At 65.1% G+C, this 19,735-nt stretch carries 23 protein-coding genes and 1 tRNA gene; 8 read left to right on the forward strand and 16 right to left on the reverse strand.

Annotated elements, in window-relative coordinates; all coding sequences use genetic code 11:
- Positions 1 to 136: 136 nt before the first annotated feature.
- Positions 137 to 1,225, forward strand: a complete 1,089-nt coding sequence (locus IFT63_RS10865; RefSeq protein ID WP_192084076.1) for a DUF5694 domain-containing protein — start codon at positions 137 to 139, stop codon at positions 1,223 to 1,225.
- Between the two features lie 75 nt (positions 1,226 to 1,300).
- Here IFT63_RS10865 and IFT63_RS10870 read toward each other — a convergent pair whose 3' ends face one another.
- Positions 1,301 to 2,050: an SDR family oxidoreductase gene (locus IFT63_RS10870; RefSeq protein WP_192084077.1), complete on the reverse strand. Its 750-nt coding sequence runs from the start codon at positions 2,048 to 2,050 to the stop codon at positions 1,301 to 1,303.
- A 97-nt stretch (positions 2,051 to 2,147) separates the two neighbouring features.
- On the opposite strand from IFT63_RS10870, the gene IFT63_RS10875 reads away from it, so the two are divergent.
- From IFT63_RS10875 to IFT63_RS10900, 6 genes are all read left to right on the forward strand, one after another.
- Positions 2,148 to 3,050: an AraC family transcriptional regulator gene (locus IFT63_RS10875; protein WP_192084078.1), complete on the forward strand. Its 903-nt coding sequence runs from the start codon at positions 2,148 to 2,150 to the stop codon at positions 3,048 to 3,050.
- A gap of 44 nt (positions 3,051 to 3,094) precedes the next feature.
- Positions 3,095 to 3,520 (forward strand): GCN5 family acetyltransferase, encoded by a 426-nt coding sequence (locus IFT63_RS10880; protein WP_192084079.1) that lies wholly within the window; start codon positions 3,095 to 3,097, stop codon positions 3,518 to 3,520.
- A 55-nt stretch (positions 3,521 to 3,575) separates the two neighbouring features.
- Positions 3,576 to 3,926, forward strand: coding sequence for a DUF2489 domain-containing protein (locus IFT63_RS10885; RefSeq protein WP_192084080.1), 351 nt, complete (start codon positions 3,576 to 3,578; stop codon positions 3,924 to 3,926).
- A gap of 66 nt (positions 3,927 to 3,992) precedes the next feature.
- Positions 3,993 to 4,751, forward strand: a complete 759-nt coding sequence (locus IFT63_RS10890) for a hypothetical protein (protein ID WP_192084081.1) — start codon at positions 3,993 to 3,995, stop codon at positions 4,749 to 4,751.
- 405 nt (positions 4,752 to 5,156) lie between these two features.
- The gene (locus tag IFT63_RS10895) at positions 5,157 to 5,567 is read left to right on the forward strand and encodes a hypothetical protein (protein ID WP_192084082.1); all 411 of its coding nucleotides are present in this window, start codon (positions 5,157 to 5,159) and stop codon (positions 5,565 to 5,567) included.
- Positions 5,564 to 5,869: a hypothetical protein gene (locus tag IFT63_RS10900; RefSeq protein WP_042613395.1), complete on the forward strand. Its 306-nt coding sequence runs from the start codon at positions 5,564 to 5,566 to the stop codon at positions 5,867 to 5,869. The genes IFT63_RS10895 and IFT63_RS10900 overlap by 4 nt, the downstream gene beginning before the upstream one ends.
- Positions 5,870 to 6,000: 131 nt before the next feature.
- On the opposite strand, the gene IFT63_RS10905 is transcribed toward IFT63_RS10900, so the two are convergent.
- Together IFT63_RS10905 and IFT63_RS10910 are read right to left on the reverse strand one after the other, a co-directional pair.
- Positions 6,001 to 6,474 (reverse strand): hypothetical protein, encoded by a 474-nt coding sequence (locus IFT63_RS10905; protein WP_192084083.1) that lies wholly within the window; start codon positions 6,472 to 6,474, stop codon positions 6,001 to 6,003.
- Positions 6,475 to 6,626: 152 nt separating this feature from the next.
- Positions 6,627 to 7,043, reverse strand: coding sequence for a BLUF domain-containing protein (locus tag IFT63_RS10910; RefSeq protein ID WP_192084084.1), 417 nt, complete (start codon positions 7,041 to 7,043; stop codon positions 6,627 to 6,629).
- Between the two features lie 157 nt (positions 7,044 to 7,200).
- Between IFT63_RS10910 and IFT63_RS10915 the strand changes: the two genes are divergently transcribed.
- Complete coding sequence (locus tag IFT63_RS10915; RefSeq protein ID WP_192084085.1) at positions 7,201 to 7,590, forward strand: hypothetical protein; 390 nt, start codon at positions 7,201 to 7,203, stop codon at positions 7,588 to 7,590.
- Between the two features lie 117 nt (positions 7,591 to 7,707).
- Here IFT63_RS10915 and IFT63_RS10920 read toward each other — a convergent pair whose 3' ends face one another.
- From IFT63_RS10920 to IFT63_RS10980, 13 genes are all read right to left on the reverse strand, one after another.
- Positions 7,708 to 8,424 carry a DUF429 domain-containing protein gene (locus IFT63_RS10920; protein WP_192084086.1) on the reverse strand — a complete coding sequence of 239 codons (717 nt, stop codon included), beginning with the start codon at positions 8,422 to 8,424 and terminating at the stop codon, positions 7,708 to 7,710.
- Between the two features lie 172 nt (positions 8,425 to 8,596).
- Positions 8,597 to 9,733, reverse strand: a complete 1,137-nt coding sequence (locus IFT63_RS10925) for an alpha/beta hydrolase (RefSeq protein ID WP_042613391.1) — start codon at positions 9,731 to 9,733, stop codon at positions 8,597 to 8,599.
- A gap of 416 nt (positions 9,734 to 10,149) precedes the next feature.
- A tRNA-Val gene (locus tag IFT63_RS10930) sits at positions 10,150 to 10,224 on the reverse strand.
- A gap of 65 nt (positions 10,225 to 10,289) precedes the next feature.
- Positions 10,290 to 10,643 carry a PilZ domain-containing protein gene (locus tag IFT63_RS10935; protein WP_042613390.1) on the reverse strand — a complete coding sequence of 118 codons (354 nt, stop codon included), beginning with the start codon at positions 10,641 to 10,643 and terminating at the stop codon, positions 10,290 to 10,292.
- Positions 10,640 to 11,611, reverse strand: a complete 972-nt coding sequence (locus IFT63_RS10940; protein WP_192084087.1) for a DNA polymerase III subunit delta' — start codon at positions 11,609 to 11,611, stop codon at positions 10,640 to 10,642. The genes IFT63_RS10935 and IFT63_RS10940 overlap by 4 nt, the downstream gene beginning before the upstream one ends.
- Positions 11,608 to 12,273 (reverse strand): dTMP kinase, encoded by a 666-nt coding sequence (gene tmk, locus IFT63_RS10945; protein WP_192084088.1) that lies wholly within the window; start codon positions 12,271 to 12,273, stop codon positions 11,608 to 11,610. Before tmk ends, IFT63_RS10940 begins: the two co-directional genes overlap by 4 nt.
- Entirely contained in the window at positions 12,270 to 13,331 is a 1,062-nt protein-coding gene (mltG, locus tag IFT63_RS10950; protein ID WP_192084089.1) for an endolytic transglycosylase MltG, read from the reverse strand. The genes tmk and mltG overlap by 4 nt, the downstream gene beginning before the upstream one ends.
- Before the next feature lie 218 nt (positions 13,332 to 13,549).
- Complete coding sequence (locus tag IFT63_RS10955; RefSeq protein ID WP_192084090.1) at positions 13,550 to 14,914, reverse strand: aminodeoxychorismate synthase component I; 1,365 nt, start codon at positions 14,912 to 14,914, stop codon at positions 13,550 to 13,552.
- 242 nt (positions 14,915 to 15,156) lie between these two features.
- A complete protein-coding gene (gene fabF / locus IFT63_RS10960; RefSeq protein ID WP_192084091.1) occupies positions 15,157 to 16,419 on the reverse strand; it encodes a beta-ketoacyl-ACP synthase II in 1,263 nt (420 codons plus the stop codon).
- 164 nt (positions 16,420 to 16,583) lie between these two features.
- On the reverse strand, positions 16,584 to 16,823 hold the full coding sequence (gene acpP, locus IFT63_RS10965; protein ID WP_042613384.1) for an acyl carrier protein: 240 nt from the start codon (positions 16,821 to 16,823) through the stop codon (positions 16,584 to 16,586).
- A 150-nt stretch (positions 16,824 to 16,973) separates the two neighbouring features.
- The gene (gene fabG, locus IFT63_RS10970) at positions 16,974 to 17,717 is read right to left on the reverse strand and encodes a 3-oxoacyl-ACP reductase FabG (protein ID WP_042613383.1); all 744 of its coding nucleotides are present in this window, start codon (positions 17,715 to 17,717) and stop codon (positions 16,974 to 16,976) included.
- An 82-nt stretch (positions 17,718 to 17,799) separates the two neighbouring features.
- Positions 17,800 to 18,744, reverse strand: coding sequence for an ACP S-malonyltransferase (fabD, locus tag IFT63_RS10975; RefSeq protein WP_192084092.1), 945 nt, complete (start codon positions 18,742 to 18,744; stop codon positions 17,800 to 17,802).
- Between the two features lie 204 nt (positions 18,745 to 18,948).
- Positions 18,949 to 19,731, reverse strand: coding sequence for a serine/threonine protein phosphatase (locus IFT63_RS10980; RefSeq protein ID WP_192084093.1), 783 nt, complete (start codon positions 19,729 to 19,731; stop codon positions 18,949 to 18,951).
- Positions 19,732 to 19,735 lie beyond the last annotated feature (4 nt).

Below are 19,735 nucleotides of genomic sequence, written 5' to 3' on the forward strand. Positions count from 1 at the left end.
GCGTGCGGGCGGTGGATGGAGAGGCCGATGCAGCAGCCGGCGTAAAGGTTGCAATGACCAACGGGGCTTTCCCCTGCCCCGCACGTGCGCCACCATCGACTGCAGGCAAGGCCCCCGTCCTTGCGGGGACGGCAACATGATCAAGCGAATCGGCAGTATGTTGATTCTTGGGCTGTGCAGCGCCACCGCGCTGGCCGCCACCCCCGGCTATCAGCCCGGCTTCCACCCGGACCAGCTGAAGGGCCCGCCCGCCGGCCGCCCCAACGAGGTGCTGGTGCTGGGTTCGCCGCACCTTTCCGCCCTGCCTGACACCTTCGCGCCGGCCCAATTGGAGCCGTTGCTGGAGCGCCTTCAAGCTTGGAAACCGGACGCAATCGCCGTTGAAGCGATATCCGGCATGCAATGCGATTACATGCGTCGGTTCCCTACCCGTTACGTGGACAGCATCGACAGCTACTGCCCGGACCTTGCCCCGGCGCAGGCCGCCACCGGACTGGATGTGCCGGCGGCCAACGCGGAAGCAGAGCGCCTGCTGGCCAGCTGGCCCACCGAGCCGACTGCAGCGCAGCGGCGCCACCTGGCCGCCGTGTTTCTGGCGGCGGGTGAGCGCAATTCGGCCCTGGTGCAATGGCTGCGGCTACCGCCGGCGCAGCGCAAGGCAGCCGATGGCTTGAACGATGAGTTGGTGGCGTACCTGGACAAGCGCCTGCAACGTCGCGACGAGTCCCTGCTGGTGGCGGCCACGCTCGCCGCGCGGCTTGGCCTGGAACGGGTATGGGCGGTGGATGACCATACTGCCGATTCGGCCACGCCCAAGGAACTGGAAAAGGCCTCCGGCGAGGCGATCATGAAGGCGTGGGACAACCCGTATACCAAGGCGCGCGCCGAGGCAGACGTGGCGCTGCACGCCAACCTGGGCAAGCCCGAGGGCCTGCTGGCGATCTACCGCACGTACAACGCACCGGAGGCCGCGATGCAGGCGTTCCACAGCGACTTCGGCGCCGCTCTGGTGGAGCCTTCGCCGCAGGCATTCGGACGCAACTACGTGGGCTACTGGGAAACCCGCAACCTGCGCATGGTCGCGAACATCCGCGACGTACTCGGGCACACGCCCGGCACGCGCATGCTGGCCATCGTCGGCGCATCGCACAAACCGTATTACGAGGCCTATCTGCAGCTGATGCACGACGTACAGCTGGTGGATGCCGGGGACGTGCTGCACTGAGCTTGCCGACGATGCTCCAAGACTGATGGGAGATCCGCAGGGCGTTATCTGACCCAGTTCAAACCATCGGCCGCCTCAACCCGCCGCGCGCATCCATTCCTCTGCGTCCTTGCCGGCCGGCGTGCGCAGCGGCGTGCCCGGGTCGGTCACCGCACGCCACACTGCCTCGGCTACGTCCTGCGCCTCGGTGACCGGCCCACTGGTATCGCGGAAACCCGCCAGGATGCCCTGCACCAGCGGCCCGTAGTCCGGGTGTTCCAGACCGCCAAGATGCACGCCCGCATTCGCACCGAAGCGCGTCGTCGGCGAGCGCCCCGGCAGCACCAGCCGCACCCGCACGCCGAAGGGTTCCACTTCGATCGCCAGTGATTGGGTGAAGGCATTCACCGCGGCCTTGCTGGCCGAGTACACGCCCACCAACGGCAGCGCCTTCAGGGTCACCGAGGAGGTCACGTTGACGATCACCCCGGCACCGCGCTCGCGCAGCTGCGGCAGCACCGCCTGGGTCATCGCCAACGTGCCCAGGGTGTTGGTTTCAAACAGCGCGCGTGCGGTGTCCATCGGCGTCAGCTCCACCGGCACCGGCGCACCGAAGCCGGCGTTGTTCACCAGCGCGTCGAGTGGCCCGGCCTGCTCAATGGCGCGTGCGATGCTGTCTGCATCGGTGATATCCAGTGCCAGCACACGCAGGCGATCGGAAGCAGGGAGCAGCTCGGCGTCGGGGGTGCGCATGGTGGCCACCACATCCCACCCGCGTGCGAGGAACAGACGGGCGGTTTCCAACCCGAAGCCAGAGGAACAGCCGGTAATCATCACAGTCGACATCAGCAAACCTCTACGTGGGAACGAACGTCCATGGTCGGCTCCGCCCGCAGGACGCGCTACACTCCAGCGTCCATATAACCTCTCTGATCGTCCTGCCATGTCCGATCCCCTGTCCGAGGTTGTCGCCCTGCTGCAGCCGACTGCGCGCTACTCCAAGCGGGTGGAGGGGGCGGGTGAATGGTGCATTCGACGCGATATTCCGGGTGAGCCGTTCTACGCCGCCGTGCTGGAAGGTGGCTGCCAGCTGATGATCGATGGCGGCGCGCCCATCACGCTGCAGGCCGGCGACTTCGTGCTGATACCGGCCGTGCACGCGCTGGTGACCGCCAGCCTGGATGCGCCACCGCACCTGCCCGCTACGCTGCCCACGCAGCTCGGCGAGGACCATTTCCGCATCGGCCGCCAGCACGGACCGGTGGACCTGCGCATGCAGGTCGGCCACTGCCAGTTCGGGTCGCCGGACGCGGCACTGCTGGTCGCGCTGCTGCCCGCCCTGGTGCACGTGCGCGGCGAAGCACGGCTGACCGCGTTGGTGCAGATGGTGGGCGATGAAGCGCGCTCGCGGCGGCCGGCGCGCGAGGTGGTGCTGGAGCGCCTGCTGGACGTGCTGCTGATCGAGGCATTGCGCAGCCGGGGGACGCCTGCCGAAGGCACCGGGCTTGTAAGAGGGTTGGCCGACGAGCGTCTGGCCGTGGCACTGCGTGCGATGCATGCGCGACCACAACACGGATGGAGCGTGGCCGAACTTGCCGACCAAGCCGCGCTATCGCGCTCGGCGTTCTCGGCGCGGTTCACCAAGGTCGTCGGCGTGTCCCCGATGGAGTACCTGCTGACCTGGCGCATGGCACTGGCCAAGCGCCTGCTGCGCGCCCGCGAACTCAGCCTGGAGCAGGTAGCCGAACGCGTGGGCTATTCGGGCGCGGTGACTTTCAGCGTGGCCTTCGCGCGGCAGATGGGGATGTCGCCGGCAAGGTATGCGCGTGTTGGGGAGCCGGTGTGAGGTTTGGCACCAGCCACCACATCGGCCACGAGAGCCATGCCGCAATGACTGTTCCTTCGCATCCTGTGGTTGCGCCTGGCCTGGTTGGCACGTATCCGGCAGAGGCAGAAGCCGGCGGCGGCTACGTATGGGACGCGGTGCTTGAATACCGTGTGCGGAGCCATCCCGAACGCGGCGCACCTGATCTGGCAGACGGCAGTGACTATTACCACCCCTTCGAGACGTATGAGGAGGCGCTGGAGTTTTCCGCGTCATCGAAGGGCGCTGAGGAGCCACTGGCGTTGATCGTCCAGGAGGAATACATCGACGAGCCGGAACCCGGTCGCTACCTGCATGTACGCGAACGTCGTGTTGCGGAGTGGCACGTCCCCTTCCTGTCGCGGCCACGACGTACCGCCGACACCATCCCTCGATTCATGGCTCTCGATGCCCCACCCAACCGGTTGGACATACTCCGCGGCCTCGCCTAGCGGAGCCGCTTGAGCGCCCACCGTCACTCTGAAAGGACGTCCCGTGATCCACCACATGAGCCACGAAGAGTATGTCATCGACGTCCGTCGCCAAGCCGTGGCGCTGTGTTCGGGCATCCTGGACGGAACGATCAACGTGATTGCAGGCTGCCATGCGCTAAGGAGCCTACGCTGGGAAGTCGAGGTGGAACAGCACGATGAGGACTTCTTCCTCTTCGCCATGATTTCGTCGGACACCGAGACGCTGCCCACCGGGGCCGAGCGCGACCAATGGGCCGCCGCTGCGCTGGCCGAACTGGAGCCGGAAATACAGGAAGCCATCGAATGGGCCCTTCCGCAAGCCGTTGTGGCGTGCAGATCGGTGGTGCAGCGCTTCGGCCCGGACGGGTCCGGAAGCGGCGCTTGATCGATTACTAATCCGCCCTCGGATACCATTCGGGTACGCCTGAACTCCATACGCAAGGACGCCGTTATGCCCAGCTCGCGCTCATTCCGCCCTGCCCTGCTCGCCGGCCTGCTTCTGGTACCGCCGGCGGCGCTCGCCCAGCCGGCGCAGACCCCTGCCGCCGTACGGCAATACCAGGCCATGCAGACGCTCAAGGCGATGGCCGCTTCTACCAAGAAGCCTGCAGTAAGCGGAATCGCGTCCCAAGTACGGAGCGCCAACAATCCAGATGTGCTGGTTGGCTTGGAGACCATGACACCCACCCAAGCACTGCGGATCTGTGGCTTCGCCGAACACGCCGTGCTGGTCTCCTCGGACATGATAGGTGACAGCGCCAACCGGACCCTGCTGCAGCAGATGGCGCCGGCGTGGAATGACGCAAAAGTGTTCGCGTTGCAGTGCAACGCCAGGCACGTATCGCTGCGCGGGACCACCATGGCAAGACAGCCAGATGCACAGCGGACCGATGACTATCTGCTGCCCCTGCGCATGCATGCCGAGCTGCTGGTTGGCTACTATGCACGTGTGAGCGTCACCGTAGCCTCGCCCGACACACCGCTGCTGCAGCGCCAGGCCATCCTGCGCGAGGCATTGCCGGCAGCCGACATGGCCGTTCGCTCGCTATCGCTGCATTCACGCGCGCAACATCAGCAAAACGTGCAGCAGCAGGTCAATCAAGTAGCGAACGCAGATAAATCGCTCGTTGCCCCCCTGCTTGCTGTATTCAACACGACCGAATGCAACGATGCATGCAAGCTGCTCAATACGCAGCCCGCTACGCTGTGATGGCTTGATCGGCTGCCTTCCGGATCGACACGACACATGAGCGCTTAAGCATGCGTTCGGCGTGGCGCTCATGGCTGCCTGCAATGACGTAGACGTCCACTGACTGCCGCACTTTTGCAGATCGGCTCATGTACGCGCACCCCTGCGGCTGTTGGTATGTAGGCGCTGGCGACGTAGAAGCGTCAGTCGGGATTGGCATCCTGTTCGGCAACGCATATTTGGCTCTGTTTTGCCCTTTGGGCACGGCGGAGAATGCACTGCATCGCGCGCCGGTTTCATGGTGGGCGGTGTGTGGGGATCCCTGATCCGCCGGCCATTTTTGCGTTTGCCCCGGTATGCCAACCCGCATCGCCCGCCACCTTGCGCGTCCGCGCAGGTGGCCACACGCCTTGGGAAGGATGACCGATGGAATCGCAGAATCCGCTTAGTGCCAAACGCCTGCACGCCTTGATCGGCGACAAGATCCACGAGTTTCCGCCCTACTTCATAGAGCGGCTGGAAAGGAAGCTGGAGGAGTTCGAAGCCTCCCGCGAAAATCCGGCGGGCGTAGTGCATCTGCACTTGGTGCCCGACTTACCCAACGACGCACGTGTGTTCGACCTGGACAGCTACGCCGACCGCCACAGGAAGGTAGCCATGCCGATAGCAACGCTGCAGGGCATCGGCGCGATCCTTGAAATCCTGCATTCGGTGCAGGTCGGCAGGCAGGAAGGCGGCACGCAGGCCGTGTTGAGCGATCACCTGGTGGAAGGCCTGATTACCGCCGGCCGCGCCTTGGTGGATTCATCCATCGAATCCATGTGGAGTGCAACATGAGTGATATCGAATTCAAGATCCCGCCGATCAACAGCGCCGCTGCACGCGACGCAGAGCGCGCGGAGTATCTGGACGTCCGGATGCGGATGGAGGGCTGTGACGAACCGAGCATCGGGCGCGCCCTGCTGCTGGTTGCAGAACTGCACGGCATGTCACGCGTCGCGCAGGCGTGCGGCGTGAGCGTGGTAACCCTGCGCCGCCAGTTGAACGGCACCCGCCCGCTATACCTGGAAACCGTGCTCGGTGTAATGCGCGCAATGAACCTGCAGCTACGGGTGGAAGATCGCGTTACCGCTGATTGATTCCATTGGCAGTGAGGTGCATCGGGTGGGTGACGACCGTCCTTGGGGGGTGACGACCGTTGGTCGTCGACGACCGTTGGTCGTCACGCCCCTGCCCGGCCGACCTACCGGCAACACGCCTCGGGTGAAGCTCACCGAGGCGATGCGCTTCCGCTGATCATCCCGGGGTCTGAATCACCCTTCTTGTAGTCATACGCTGTCAGTTGCCAGAAGGCTGCGGCGTGCTCGCCTGTGACCCATGAGTAGTTCCAAGACTCCCTGCCTCCCGTAGCATTCGTCTGCGCGATGCCGATGGCTTGCCCCGGGCTCCCCTTTGTTGGCAGTGGTACTGACGAATTGGCGTCGGCAGCGGCAGGCGTGGTCGGGCCCGATGAAGCGGTGGAGATTGTCACTTCCACTTCGGCGCCGGGCACCCACGGGCCGTAGCCTGGAGAGTTGCTTCGAATCCAGGAATGAATCGACGTGACCTCGCGCGATCCCGGCGCGTAGGTCACCGTCGTGGTGGAGGTGCTGGAGATTGGAGGGGATGACGCCGAGGCGTCCTCCGCACCGGCAATGGCCGCGGCCAAGACCCCTGCGATGAGACAGGCATGCAGCTTCTTCATCACGTACTTCATCCTTTTCCGTGTTGAACGAGTGGCCGGTGCGAATCGCTTGTTGCTGCATCAGCCAAGACATTCAATGACGCGAGGATGCGCCGGTCAAGCTTTAGGGTGTCCTGCGTGTCCTGGCGCCGCACGGACGGCGCTTCGCAGCTTCAGGCGTGGCTGAAACGACCGTTCACCACATCAAGCAGATGGTCCACCGCGCCTGGCCGGCGACTGCCCTGCACGAAACCGGACCAGTCCGCGCGGGCGATGGAGCCCAGCACGATGCTGTCCACGTCGAACTTCTTCAGCGGCCAGTGGCGGAACAGGCGCTTGCCGGTCACGCCCTTGGCGATCTCGGCAATGCCGGTGTGCAGGCCGGCTTGGCGCACGCGTCCATAAGCCTGTACCACGCCCTCGCCGGGGCCTTCGAGATACTGAAGAAACCGGCCGCCATCGAAGAGCAGCACGCCACTCACATCAGCGGCACGGTTGAAAGATTCGGCATTGGAGACCAGCGCCTGGAGGTCCTGCGGGTCGATGCGCTTGCTGACCCGGCTCGTGTACACCACAGCTTCCAAGGACATGAAACCTCCTTGCGCTTCTGCGCGTTCTAAGCAAGCAGAAACCTTAGCAGCTGAACATGTTCATAGTTTTGACGGAAGCTGAATAGGGGGCGCGCAGGCGTCGGATAGGTGCAGAATCAAGCTTTCCCACCGGGCTGAGTGCATGAAGACGCCACGAATGAATGCCGCCCAGACGAAGCCGGCTGCGGATGGCACGCCGAATGAGCTTTTCGCTGCCTTGCGCGGGTTGTTGCTTGCGTACCAAAGCGAGCTCTCTGTCGTGCACGATGAGGATGGGCATTTCTATGCGAACTGCAGAAAGCTTGATGCGAAGGGCAAGGCTCAGTTTTTCGGGGCGGTGAAGGTGTCCGGGCGCAAGCATTCGTTTCACTTCATGCCGGTGTATGACTTCCCAGAACTGCTGGTCGATCTCCGTCCTGCGCTGAAGAAGCATATGCAGGGAAAATCGTGCTTCAACTTTGCTGCGCCTGATCCAACTGTGCTGGAAGAACTGCAAGGCCTTGTCGAACAGGGCGCGTCTCGCTACAGAGCAGTGGGTAAGCTTTGAGATCGCGGTGCACATAATTTTTGATTCGACCAAGGTCGACGCCGCGCACGTTTACATCGTCATGGCGCCTACACCTGGCGGCACATGGGCTCGGTGCTTCGTGGTTTAAACGCGACCTTAGTACCAGATGGCGGTAGCCAGACCGGTGGCATCGGAAACCGGTGGTGCCGGTAAGGAGACGGCTTCCCCTGCGGCGACGCGTTCTGCACTCCAAAGAGCAACCAAGGCGTCGAGCACGTCATCCGTGGCCGCCTGCCGACGCGCCACAGATTGCACAACTCGTGCGATCTGTTCGGAACCAAACACAGACGACAACAACCAGGTTCGCATGGCAGCACCGTCCTGCGACTTTTTCTTGAACGCCAGCCCGTTCCTGCGCCCTCCATTCAGTGCGGAGAAGGACACCTCGGGATGAATTTCCCGCACCATTGCGCGTGCTTGATGGTCACACTGCAACAAGTCATCCCACTCGCGGATCTTGGAAAGGATCGCAAACGATTGCGAGCCAAAGCCGCGCCCGTCTATCTCCTTGTGTCTACGTGATGCCTCGGGCTGTGACGTTGCATCGAGAATGCCTCGGACGGGTGAGGGGAATACGCTGCTGGCCCGCCGGCCTCCCACGAACTGTCGCGCCTCAGCGTCGGCCCTTCGCCCGCCGCGATCCGGTAGGCCTATCGGAATGTCCACAGCGATGACCCTCGCCGTCCGATGGGCATCCACAAGAGACCGTGCGCTGCCATACACGCAGTGCGTCAAAGTGGTGTCGGCCCACCAGACCGCAATCCAACCCGATTTCGCCCCGTCCACTCCCACGCAGCTTGGTTCGCGCTTCATCCCGTGGCCTCCGGTAGTGGCGCTCTACGACGTCTCTGTGCGACAACGGAAGTAGGCTAGACATACTCAACTCCGCGAATTGCAAAGGATGGTTGCTTGATGCCCGCCTCGGGCCAATCCTTCAGGTCCACGGCAGGCGATCAACAGTGACTTGATTGATTGCAACAGGCACTCAGCGCGGACGCTCTACTCCGACTGCCTCCTTGTTTCCAGAGTCGCGCGCCAGTGGAAGCACCTCATTTATCAGGGTCAGGAAAATCTTACCGGGTTCCTCAACCAGCATTTCATGGGCGGAATTTTCGAACCAGAAGAGGCGTTTCCTGGGAGCCTCCAGTCGGGCGAACCACTCAGCCGCAAGCTGGGAAGACACGTTGATGTCGTGCCTGCCCAGCAACAGGATGACCGGAACATCCAGTTCATCAAGCGACGCCTTGGAGCTCGCCAGGACTGCGGGCATCAAGCGCTCGACTGAGACATCCTGCGCCTTCCAGACATTCCTGACGTCCTCATCGGTGTAGTCCGGTGACAGCGCGATCGCCGCCGCCTCAAAGCTGGCATCCGGACGATTGAATGCGGCGCCGCCGAAGGCATTGACCCACTTGCGCTGCAGGAAAAGGTCGGACAGTGGAATGACCGCTTCGCCTATAGCGTAAGGCGCGATCGACTCTAGCTCCTTCATTGCTTCAGCATTGCCTCGCTCAAGAGCCTCCTGCATTGCCCAGGCCCATCCGCGACGCTCGCTCTCCCGCATATCCACAACCTGTCCAGCCCCGATGTATGCATGCAGCCATTCCGGGTGACGGCCGGCTACATCCAGACCCAGTAGGCTCCCCCAGCTATGGCCCAGGAGAAACAACTTGTCCTGCCCGGTTTCTGACCTCACCCAGGCGATCACGGCATCGATGTCTTCTCGCATCTGGTCGACGGTGAGGGTATCGACGATGGCCGGATCATACGATTTCCCTGCGCCTCGCTGATCCCACTGTACCACCGTGAAATATTCCTCCCATCCCTGCGCGAAGTACCATGACGTCGGCATAGCCACCCAGCCAGGCCCTCCATGGACTACCAAGAGAACTGGATTGGCAGGATTGCGGCTGCGTATCGAGACCCACTGCTTCGCCCCGTTTATGTCGACGAGTTCCAATCGCTCGACTCCTTGGGGGGTTACGATCTGCCGCAACCCGGCAATTATCTTCGTTGCTTCAGATCGGCTTTTCGGACTTACATCCCCCTCGGCCTGAACGTCTGGGGAAAAGAAAAGGAAATACAGCAGAAGCACCAAACCAGATAGCGAAGAGCGCGACACAAGATTCTCCCGAAATGATTGCAATCAGCTTCTATCTATAACCGTGGCAGGCATTGCATATGGAATCCAGCGTAGCGCTTAAATTTCAACCGGCCACAGTTCAGTCAGTGACGCTCGATTCGCGCTCACTGATTTTCATGGGTGCTGCTCGCGGATTGGCGCGAAACTTGTGGCGACGCGCCTTACGAAGTCATTATTCTTCTCCCTTCCACCGCTTTCTGGTCAGCTTCGACTTGCGTCCGCACCCGTCAGATCACTGCATGAGATGGGCATCCGCGACCAACGCGGCTCCAACGTGGAAAGCACTCCACTCCTCACGGTCGGCTTCCCGGACAATCCCCTTCTGGGGGATTGCGCCAACAATAACCCCAAACGCAAAAAAGCCCCCGTTTCCGGAGGCTCTTTCGACTGAATCATGGTGGGCGGTACAAGGTTCGAACTTGTGACCCTTGCCGTGTGAAGGCAATGCTCTACCGCTGAGCTAACCGCCCGATGCTGCTGAGCCGCTCATTATAGGGGCTTTCCCGAGAGCGTCAATACTTTTCAGATCACTTCTTCACATCGTCTGGGTCGGCTTTTCCGACGTGGTCAGGCCGGCCAGCAGCGTCTCGATCTTGTGCCGCACCGCCTCGCCCTCCTGCCCGTCCGCCAGCTGCACGCCGATGCCCGAAGGCCGGTTGCCCTGCGCGCCGGCCGGGGTCACCCAGATCACCTTGCCGGCAACGGGCAGGCGCTCGCTGGAATCGGGCAGGGTCAGCAGCAGGAACACCTCGTCGCCGAGGAAATAGCGCTTCGGCGTGGGCACGAACACCCCGCCATTTTTCACGAACGGCATGTAGGCGCCATAAAGCGCGGCCTTGTCCTTTACGGCAAGGGACAGGATGCCCTGTCGGGCGTTGGTGGCGCTCATCGATTACCCCTTGGGTGCTGCCGTTCGTTGACCTTGTTCCAGGCCAGCAACAGTTCTACCACGGCCAGGTCCGCGCGCACGGTGGTGCGCAGCAGGTCGCGGGTCCGGTTGGCAGCGTCGAACCAGGCTGCCAGCTTGTTCAAACGTTCCGGCGCGGTCAAGCCATCGCTGCTGGCCATCGCCAGTGCCAGGTCGGCGGCAAAGCGCAGCCGCAGCGCGGCGTCTTCGTCACCGGTCCATTTCTGTGCCAGCGCCACCGCGCCGGTGCGCCCGGCAGCCAGCGATTCCAGGTCCTTGGTGACCTCGCGGCGCAGCTCCAGGCCTTCTTCGCGCAGCCAGGAATCGGCCAACCCGGGATGGCCGCGCGCGGCGTCCAGCGCCTCCATGGCATCGTCCTCGCGGTGGCCCTGCTGTTGCAGCCACGCCAATGCTTCTTCGCGCGGTGGCAGCCTGAATTCCAGCCGCTGGCAGCGGCTGCGCACGGTCTGCGGCAGGCGCGCCGGGTCGCTGCTCACCAGCCACAGGTAGCGGCCGGGCTGCGGTTCTTCCAGCGTCTTCAGCAGCGCATTGCAGGCCGCGCGGTTGATCGCATCGGCCGGGTCCACGATCACTACCTGGGCGATGCCGTACTGCGGGGTCAGCGAGAGCTTCTGGCCGATCTCGCGCACCTGCTCGATGACGATCTCGGTGCGCAGCTTGTCGCCGCTCTTGTTCGGGATGAAGCTGATGATCTGCAGGTCCGGGTGGGTGCCAGCCGATATCAGCTGGCGCGCACGGTCGGCCGGCGGGCCACCGCCCTGGGTGAGCACGTGTTCGGCCAGGGCATCGGCCACGGCACGCTGGCCCAGCCCGGCCGGTCCGCAGATCAGCAGGCCATGGCCCAGCCGGCCAGCATCCAGCGCGGCAATCATCTGGTCATAGGCGCGCTGCTGCCACGGTGAAAATGCCGCCTTTCCGGTCGCGCTCATGCGCCCTCCCCGTTCTGCAGGAACTGCTCCACGCGGGCCACCACATCGGCCGCTACGCGCTGTTGCACCTGGCTGGCATCGACCAGCGCGAAGCGCTGCGGATCCTGCTGCGCACGTTCGCGGAATACCGCGCGCACGCGCTGGAAGAAATCATCCTGTTCGCTCTCGATGCGGTCCGGCCACAGGTCGCGGCCGTTGGCGCGCGCGCGGCCGGTTTCCACGTCCACGTCCAGCAGCAGGGTCAGGCCCGGCAGCAGGCCGACCACGCGGCGTTCCAGATCGGCGATCCACGCGGCATCCAGCCCGCGCCCGCCGCCCTGGTAGGCGTAACTGGAATCGGTGAAGCGGTCGGTCAGCACGAAGGCACCGCGGCGCAGTGCAGGCTGGATCACCTGGCGCACGTGCTGGGCGCGTGCGGCGAACACCAGCAGCAGTTCGGCTTCGGCACTCAGCGGTTCGGCGGCGATCGCTTCATCGGGCTTCAGCACCAGCGCGCGGATGCGCTCGGCCAGCGGCGTGCCACCCGGTTCGCGGGTCAGCACGACCTCGTGGCCATGCACGCGCAGGCAAGCGTGGATGGCATTGATGGCGGTGGTCTTGCCCGCGCCTTCGCCGCCTTCCAGGCTGATCAGGCGCGGGTGGCGCAGCAGCGCGGCACTCATTGCGCTTGGTTCTCCTTGATGCGGTTCTGGCGCAGCTGCTGCAGGTAACGCGCCACGGCGACGTTGTGCTCTGCATAGCTGGCCGAAAAAATGTGCGCGCCACTGCCGTCGCCGACGGCGACGAAGTACAGCGCATCGCCCGGTGCGGGCTGCGCGGCGGCGTTCAACGCATCGCGGCTGGGCATGGCGATGGGCGTGGGGGTGAGCCCGGCGCGGGTGTAGGTGTTGTACGGCGTATCGGTGGTCAGGTGCACGCGGCGGATGTTGCCGTCGTAGGCCGGGCCGATGCCGTAGATCACGGTAGGGTCGGTCTGCAGGCGCATGCCCATCTTCAGGCGGCGCACGAACACGCCGGCAATCTGCGGGCGCTCGCTGGCCAGCGCGGTCTCTTTTTCGATGATGGAAGCGAGCGTCAGCAGCTCGTACGGCGAGTTGATCGGCAGGCCGTCGGCGCGCGAATCCCAGGCTTCGGCGAGGGCCTTTTCCATGGCCTCATGGGCGCGTTTGAGCACGTCCACGTCGGTGTCGCCACGCTGGTAAACGTAGGTTTCCGGCAGGAAGCGGCCTTCGGGATGCTGGCCGCCGAAGCCCAGGCGCTGCATCAGCGCGGCGTCATCCAGTTCGTCGGTGGTGTGCACCAGCGGTTCGGCGCGCTTGAGTGCGGCGCGCACCTGGCGGATGTTCCAGCCTTCGATGAAAGTGACGCGGTGCTGCAGCACGCGGCCCTGGCGCATGCGCGTCAGCAGCTCGCGCGGGGTCAGGGTGGCATCCAGCGCGTACTCGCCGACTTTCAGCTTGCCGGCGGCATCCATCTGGCGGGCGAGCAACTGCCATTGTGCGTCCTGGCCTTCGTCCACGCCGGCTTCGCGCAGCTTGCCGAGCACGGTGTTGAAGCCATCACCGCTGGCAATGACGATGCTCTCCTGGTCGGGACTCAGCGGGCGGTCGGCGAACTGGCCCTGCTGGTAGAAGAACCATGCGCCGGCGCCTACGGCGATTGCACCGAGCAGCACCAGGATGGTCAGCACCATCAGACATCCGCGCTTGGCTGCCGCCATGGATTACCTCGAAGAATTATTCAGGTGTGCAGGATACCGCGAACGTGTAGCGCCGAGCCGTGCTCGGCGGGTGCGGAGGTGGGGCAACGGCGACAGCGTGACGACCAACGGTCGTCACCCACCAGGGCCGCAGGCAAAGGCTGACGGCCAGCGGCCGTCACTACCGGGAGCAACCGCTGGGGCTGACGGCCGGCGGCCGTTACTACCGTGGTGCGGGGTCAGCCTTGCTGGCCGAGGGCGCGCATCAGGCCGCGGGCTTTGGCGCGGGTTTCGTCCAGTTCCTTGTCCGGGTCCGAATCGACGACGATGCCGGCGCCGGTGCGGAAGCTGACTTCGTTGCCCGCTACTTCGGCGGTGCGGATCAGGATGTTCAGGTCCAGGTCGCCGTCGCGGTTCAGCCAGCCGAAGGCGCCGGTGTAGGCACCGCGCGGCACCCGCTCCAGTTCGCTGATGATCTGCATGCAGCGCACTTTCGGGCAGCCGGTGATGGTGCCGCCGGGGAATGTCGCGGCGATCACCTGCCCCGGGGTGACGTCATCGCGCAGGGTGCCGCTGACATTGCTGACGATGTGGTGCACGTGGGCATAGCTTTCCACGGTCATCAGTTCGTCCACCACCACGCTGCCGGGCGTGCAGATGCGGCCCAGGTCGTTGCGCTCCAGGTCGATCAGCATCACGTGTTCGGCGCGTTCCTTCGGGTGGCCGACCAGCTCCTGGATGCGCGCGGCATCGTCGTCGCCATCAAAGCGAGGCCGGGTGCCGGCGATCGGCCGGGTCTGCGCGTGGCCGCCATGCACCGACACCAGCCGTTCCGGTGATGAGCTCACCACGTGGCGGCCGTGGCCGGTGAACAGGCCGGCGAACGGTGCCGGGTTGGCGCGGCGCAGCTGGGCATACAGGGCCTGCGGGCTCACCGTATCGGCAAAGTGCGCGCACCAACGGCGCGACAGGTTCACCTGGAACACATCGCCGGCCAGCAGGTAATCGATCACCCGCCGCACGCCGTCGGTGAAGCGTGCGGGTGCGTCTTCTTCCATGCGGATCGGCGGCTGCCAGCCCTGCCCTGCGGCCGGTGCGCCGGTGGCCAGCTGCGCCTGCAGGGTGCTCAGCAGCGCCTGTTGGCCGGCTTCGGCCACCAGGTAGCTGCGCTGTTCCAGGTGGTCATGCAGCACGGCGGCGGGGCAGCGCAACGCCAGCGCGGTGGGCTGGCCATCGGCGCGCGCCATCGGCGGCAGCACGGTCTCGATCTGGCTGGCTACTTCGTAGTCCAGCAGCAGCGCCCAGCCGCCCCGGAAGGGCAGCGTGGGGGCGTGCGCGGGTGGCAGGCGCTCTGCCTGCCAGGCAGCGTCCAGCAGGTCCAGGAAGGCGCCTGCGTGGGTCTGGCCGGTATGGTCGCGGACGATGCCATCGGCATCCAGCCGCAGGAACGTCTCGCCGGCGACCAGCAGCAGGTCCCAGCGGCCTTGTGCGGTGCCGGAGGCAGTCGATTCCATCAGCAGCGGGAAGCGCGCCGGGTCGGCCTGCTGCAGGGCGAGCAGGTCGGCCGGGGTGTCCAGGGGCTGGATCAGGATCGGATCGGGCATGTCGGCGCAGCGCCTGGAAGAGGGGGTGTAGGGTGGCGAGCGCCGGGTGGCGGTGGCGGACACCGGGCAACGGACAGCGGTAGCGCCGAGCCACGCTCGGCGAGCGCAGCGGCAAACGCGACCGCAACAGCCGCCGAGCATGGCTATGCCGGCCGTCCTGACCGGCACCCTTCGGGCCGTCGCAAGCGACGTTGGCAGCGGCTCCTGCCGCGGCCTTCGGCGCTACCAGAACCTGACGAACCTCAGACGCGCTTGAACACCAGCGTGCCGTTGGTGCCGCCGAAGCCGAAGCCGTTGGACATCACCACGTCCACCTTGGCCTGGCGTGCTTCGTTGGGCACGTAGTCCAGGTCGCAGCCTTCGCCCGGCTGGTGCAGGTTGATGGTCGGCGGAATCACCCCGTCCTGCAGCGCCAGCACGGAGAAGATCGCTTCCACGCCGCCCGCCGCACCCAGCAGGTGGCCGGTCATCGACTTGGTGGAGCTGACCAGCATCTTGTAGGCGTGGTCGCCGAAGGCGGTCTTCATCGCCATGGTCTCGCCCAGGTCGCCCAGCGGCGTGGAGGTGCCGTGCGCGTTGAGGTAACCGATCTGGTCCGGGTTGACCCCGGCGTCCTTCATCGCCGCCGCCATGCAGCGCGCAGCACCTTCGCCGCTCTCTGCCGGTGCGGTCATGTGGTACGCATCGGAACTGGCACCAAAGCCGGCCAGCTCGCAGTAGATCTTCGCGCCGCGCGCCTTGGCGTGCTCGTACTCTTCCAGGATCAGGATGCCGGCGCCGTCGCCCAGCACGAAGCCGTCGCGGTCCTTGTCCCACGGGCGCGAGGCCGCGGTCGGGTCATCGTTGCGGGTGGACATCGCCTTCATCGCGCAGAAGCCGCCCAGCGCGGTCGGCGAGGAGCCACGTTCAGCGCCACCGGCGACCATCACGTCGGCATCGCCGTACTGGATCATGCGCATTGCCGTGCCGATGGAATGGTTGGACGTAGCGCACGCGGACACCGCCGAGAACGACGGACCCTTCAGCCCGGCGATGATGCTCAGCTGGCCCGGCAGCATGTTGATGATGGTCTTGGGTACGTAGAACGGCGAGATCTTCTTCCCTTCGTGGAAGTCGATGGTCTGTTCTTCGATGCCCAGCAGGCCGCCGATGCCGGCGCCGATGATGGCGCCAATGCGCTCGGCATTGCCTTCGTTGATCTCAAGACCCGAATCGGCCAGCGCCATGAAGGACGCGCCCAGGCCGTAGTGGATGAAGGGGTCCATCTTCTTGGCGTCCTTGCCGGACACGCGGTACTTGCCGAACTGTTCGTTGTCGGCGGTGATGTCGAAATCCTTGACCTCACCTGCAATCTTGGTGGTGAAACGGTCCAGGTAGGCGTCGGCAACGTGGGTCAGCGGACCGATGCCCGAACGGCCTTCGGTGATGCCCTGCCAACTGCTGGCCAGGTCATTGCCCAGAGGCGAAACCATGCCCATGCCGGTAACGACGACGCGACGCTTCATTGCTTTCTCCTGACCCGGAAATGGTGCGGGTATGACGCGGGGTGGAACGTAATTGGATCCGCGCCCGTATGCAGCAGCGCAAATACACAGGGCCGCATGCGCGGCCCCATGGGATGCCGTGCGCGGTTACGGTCGAGCCGCCGCCGCGCACCAGCCGCCTTGCATCAGGCCTTGACGTGCGCCTTGATGTAGTCGATCGCCAGCTGCACGGTGGTGATCTTCTCGGCTTCTTCGTCCGGGATTTCGCACTCGAACTCTTCTTCCAGCGCCATCACCAGCTCGACGGTGTCCAGCGAGTCTGCGCCCAGGTCATCGACGAACGATGCGCTGGTGGTGACTTCTTCTTCCTTGACGCCAAGCTGTTCGACGACGATTTTCTTGACGCGTTCTTCGATGGTGCTCATGGGGTATTGCTCCAGATGGAGTAGTGGTTCAAAAAGACGCCATCGCAGACGATGGCCGTGGGATAGTGTAGTGGAAACCGGCGGCGCCTTGCATGCAAGTAAAACGCCATCCAGATCAACCACTTGCGGCGCGATCCGTGCGCCCCGTGCTTACGGCATGTACATCCCGCCGTTCACATGGAGTGTCTCTCCGGTGATGTAGTTGGCTGCCGGGCTGGCCAGGAAGGCCACCGCATGGGCGATGTCCTCCGGCGAACCCAGGCGTTCCAGGGCGATGTTGTTGACCAGCGCGGCACGCGCTTCGTCAGGCAACGCCTTGGTCATGTCGGTGTCGATGAAGCCGGGCGCCACCACGTTCACGGTGACCCCGCGCGAGCCGATTTCCTTGGCCAGCGACTTGGAAAAACCGATGATGCCGGCCTTGGCGGCGGCGTAGTTGGCCTGGCCGGCGTTGCCGGTCACCCCCACCACCGAGGCGATGTTGATGATGCGGCCCTTGCGCGCCTTCATCATGCCGCGCATGACCGCTTTGCTGGTGCGGAACACGCTGGTCAGGTTGGTGTCGATGATCGACGCCCAGTCCTCGTCCTTCATGCGCATGAGCAGGTTGTCGCGGGTGATGCCGGCGTTGTTGACCAGGATGCTGATCGGGCCGAATTCCTTGGCGATGTCGGCCAGCACGGTATCCAGCGCGGCACCATCGGTGACGTTCAGCGCGCGACCGTGGCCGCCCTGCGCGGCCAGGCGCTCGCCGATGGCGGCGGCACCGGAATCGGTGGTGGCCGTGCCGATGACCGTGGCGCCTTGGGCGGCCAGCAGGTCGGCGATGGCGGCACCGATACCGCGGCTTGCGCCGGTGACCAGTGCGATTTCACCCTGCAGGGGCTTGCTCATGATGCTGTCCTCGAATGGTGCGGTCGCCCGCGCGCGGCGCCATGCCGGGGGGGCACGACGCAGGCGGGCAACGGGAAGGGGGTCAGGCCGACCATGCCTCGCGGGCGGCTTCGACGTCGCCCGGGGTGGCCAGCGAACGGCCGTCGATGGTTTTGTCGATGCGCTTGACCAGGCCGGTCAGCACCTTGCCCGGGCCGCATTCGGCGATACGGGTGATGCCACGCGCGGCCAGCGCCTGCACGCAGCCGGTCCACTGCACCGGCTGGTACAACTGCTGCACCAGCGCGGCGGCGATGGCGTCCACGCCTTCGTGCACGGTGGCATCGACGTTCTGCACCACCGGCAACTGCGGTGCCTGCCAGGACAGGCCGGCCATGGTTTCGGCCAGCCGGTTGGCGGCTTCGCGCATCAACGGGGTATGCGAGGGCACGCTGACGGCCAGCTTCACTGCCTTGCGCACGCCCTTTTCAGCGAGCAGCGCCAGCGCGCGATCCACCGCGGCGGCGTCGCCACCGATGACGATCTGGCCAGGCGAGTTGTAGTTGGAGGGCACCAGTACCTGGCTGCCGGCCGCTTCCTTGCACACGTCCAGCACCAGTGCATCTTCAGCGCCGAGCACGGCGGCCATCGCGCCCACGCCCGCCGGTGCGGCGTCCTGCATGAACTGGCCACGCAGGCGCACCAGGTGCGCACCGTCGTGCAGGCTCAGGGCGCCAGCGGCAACCAGTGCGGAGTACTCGCCCAGGCTGTGGCCGGACAGCAGTGACGGCTGCGCGCCGCCCAGTGCCTTCCAGGTACGCCACACGCCGATGCTGGCGGCCAGCAGGGCCGGCTGGGTGTATTCGGTGCGGTTGAGCATTTCCTCCGGGCCGCCCTGGGACAGTGCCCACAGGTCGACACCGGCGCCATCGGATGCTTCCGTGAAGGCTTCACGCACCTGCGGGTGCAGCTCGGCCAGCTCGGCCAGCATGCCCACGGACTGCGAGCCCTGGCCGGGGAAAACGAAAGCAAGAGTGGAATCAGTCACGCGGTCATCCGCCTGGTTTGAATCGAAGCAGGCCATGATAAAGGCGATTGCCGCCTGCCGTCTGTACGTGCGCGTATGCAGGGCGGGCGGGGGCGTGACGACCAACGGTCGTCACCCACCAGGATCAACGGTCGTCATCCACCACGCACATGGGGCTTTCGGTAGCGCCGAGCCATGCTCGGCGGGGGCACGACCTACCCTGTTTCAGGTCAGCAGTTCCAGCAGATCCAAGTGCCCATCGGCCAACCAGTCCGCGCACACCACCAGCACCATCAGCACGCCCAGCGTGGTGGCGCCATGCACGACCAGGATGGCGTGGGCCAGCGCGCGCGCCGAACGCCCCAGGCCCAGGCTGGCCTTGGCCAAGCGCTGCAGCCGCCCGGTCACCGCATGCGCGTGCTCACGCACCGGCGCCTGCGCACCGTCCATCGCGGCAGCCATCATCGCCTGCAACCGCTGCGGGCGATCGGCGTAGTACTTCGCCACGCCATAGCCGAACATCAACCAGTCGCGCGCCTGCGCCTGGGCCAGGTCCATCACTTCCAGCGGATCTTCTTCGAAATCAATGAAGCCCACGCTCTGCCCGTCCCAGGTCAGGTTACGCGGCAGCGGCTGGCCGAAATACGCGCCGCGCGCATGCGCCGCCGCCATCGCCTGCATGGCGGCGGCCACCAGCGCATCGCGGCCGGCATCGTCGGCCTCGCGCAGGCAGGTATTGAAGGAACTGCCGTTGTCGCCCAGCACCAGTGCGGCATGGCCGCTGCCCAGCACCGAAGGCACGTTCACGCCCTGCGCCCGCAGTTCGCCCAGCCGCCGCGCCTCGGTCTGGCGGGCGGCATCGCCACCGCGGTGCGGCGGCGGGCGCAGTGCGTCCAGATGGAAACGACGGGCAACGAAATTGAGCAAACCCAGCGCAACGGCGCGACTGCCTTCACCGTACTGCTTCAACCACGCTCGCTGCCCTTCAAGGGTAATCGGCTCAACCATGGGC

This window comes from Stenotrophomonas sp. CFBP 13724 (genome assembly GCF_014841975.1).
In the GTDB taxonomy this organism is placed as follows: domain Bacteria; phylum Pseudomonadota; class Gammaproteobacteria; order Xanthomonadales; family Xanthomonadaceae; genus Stenotrophomonas; species Stenotrophomonas lacuserhaii.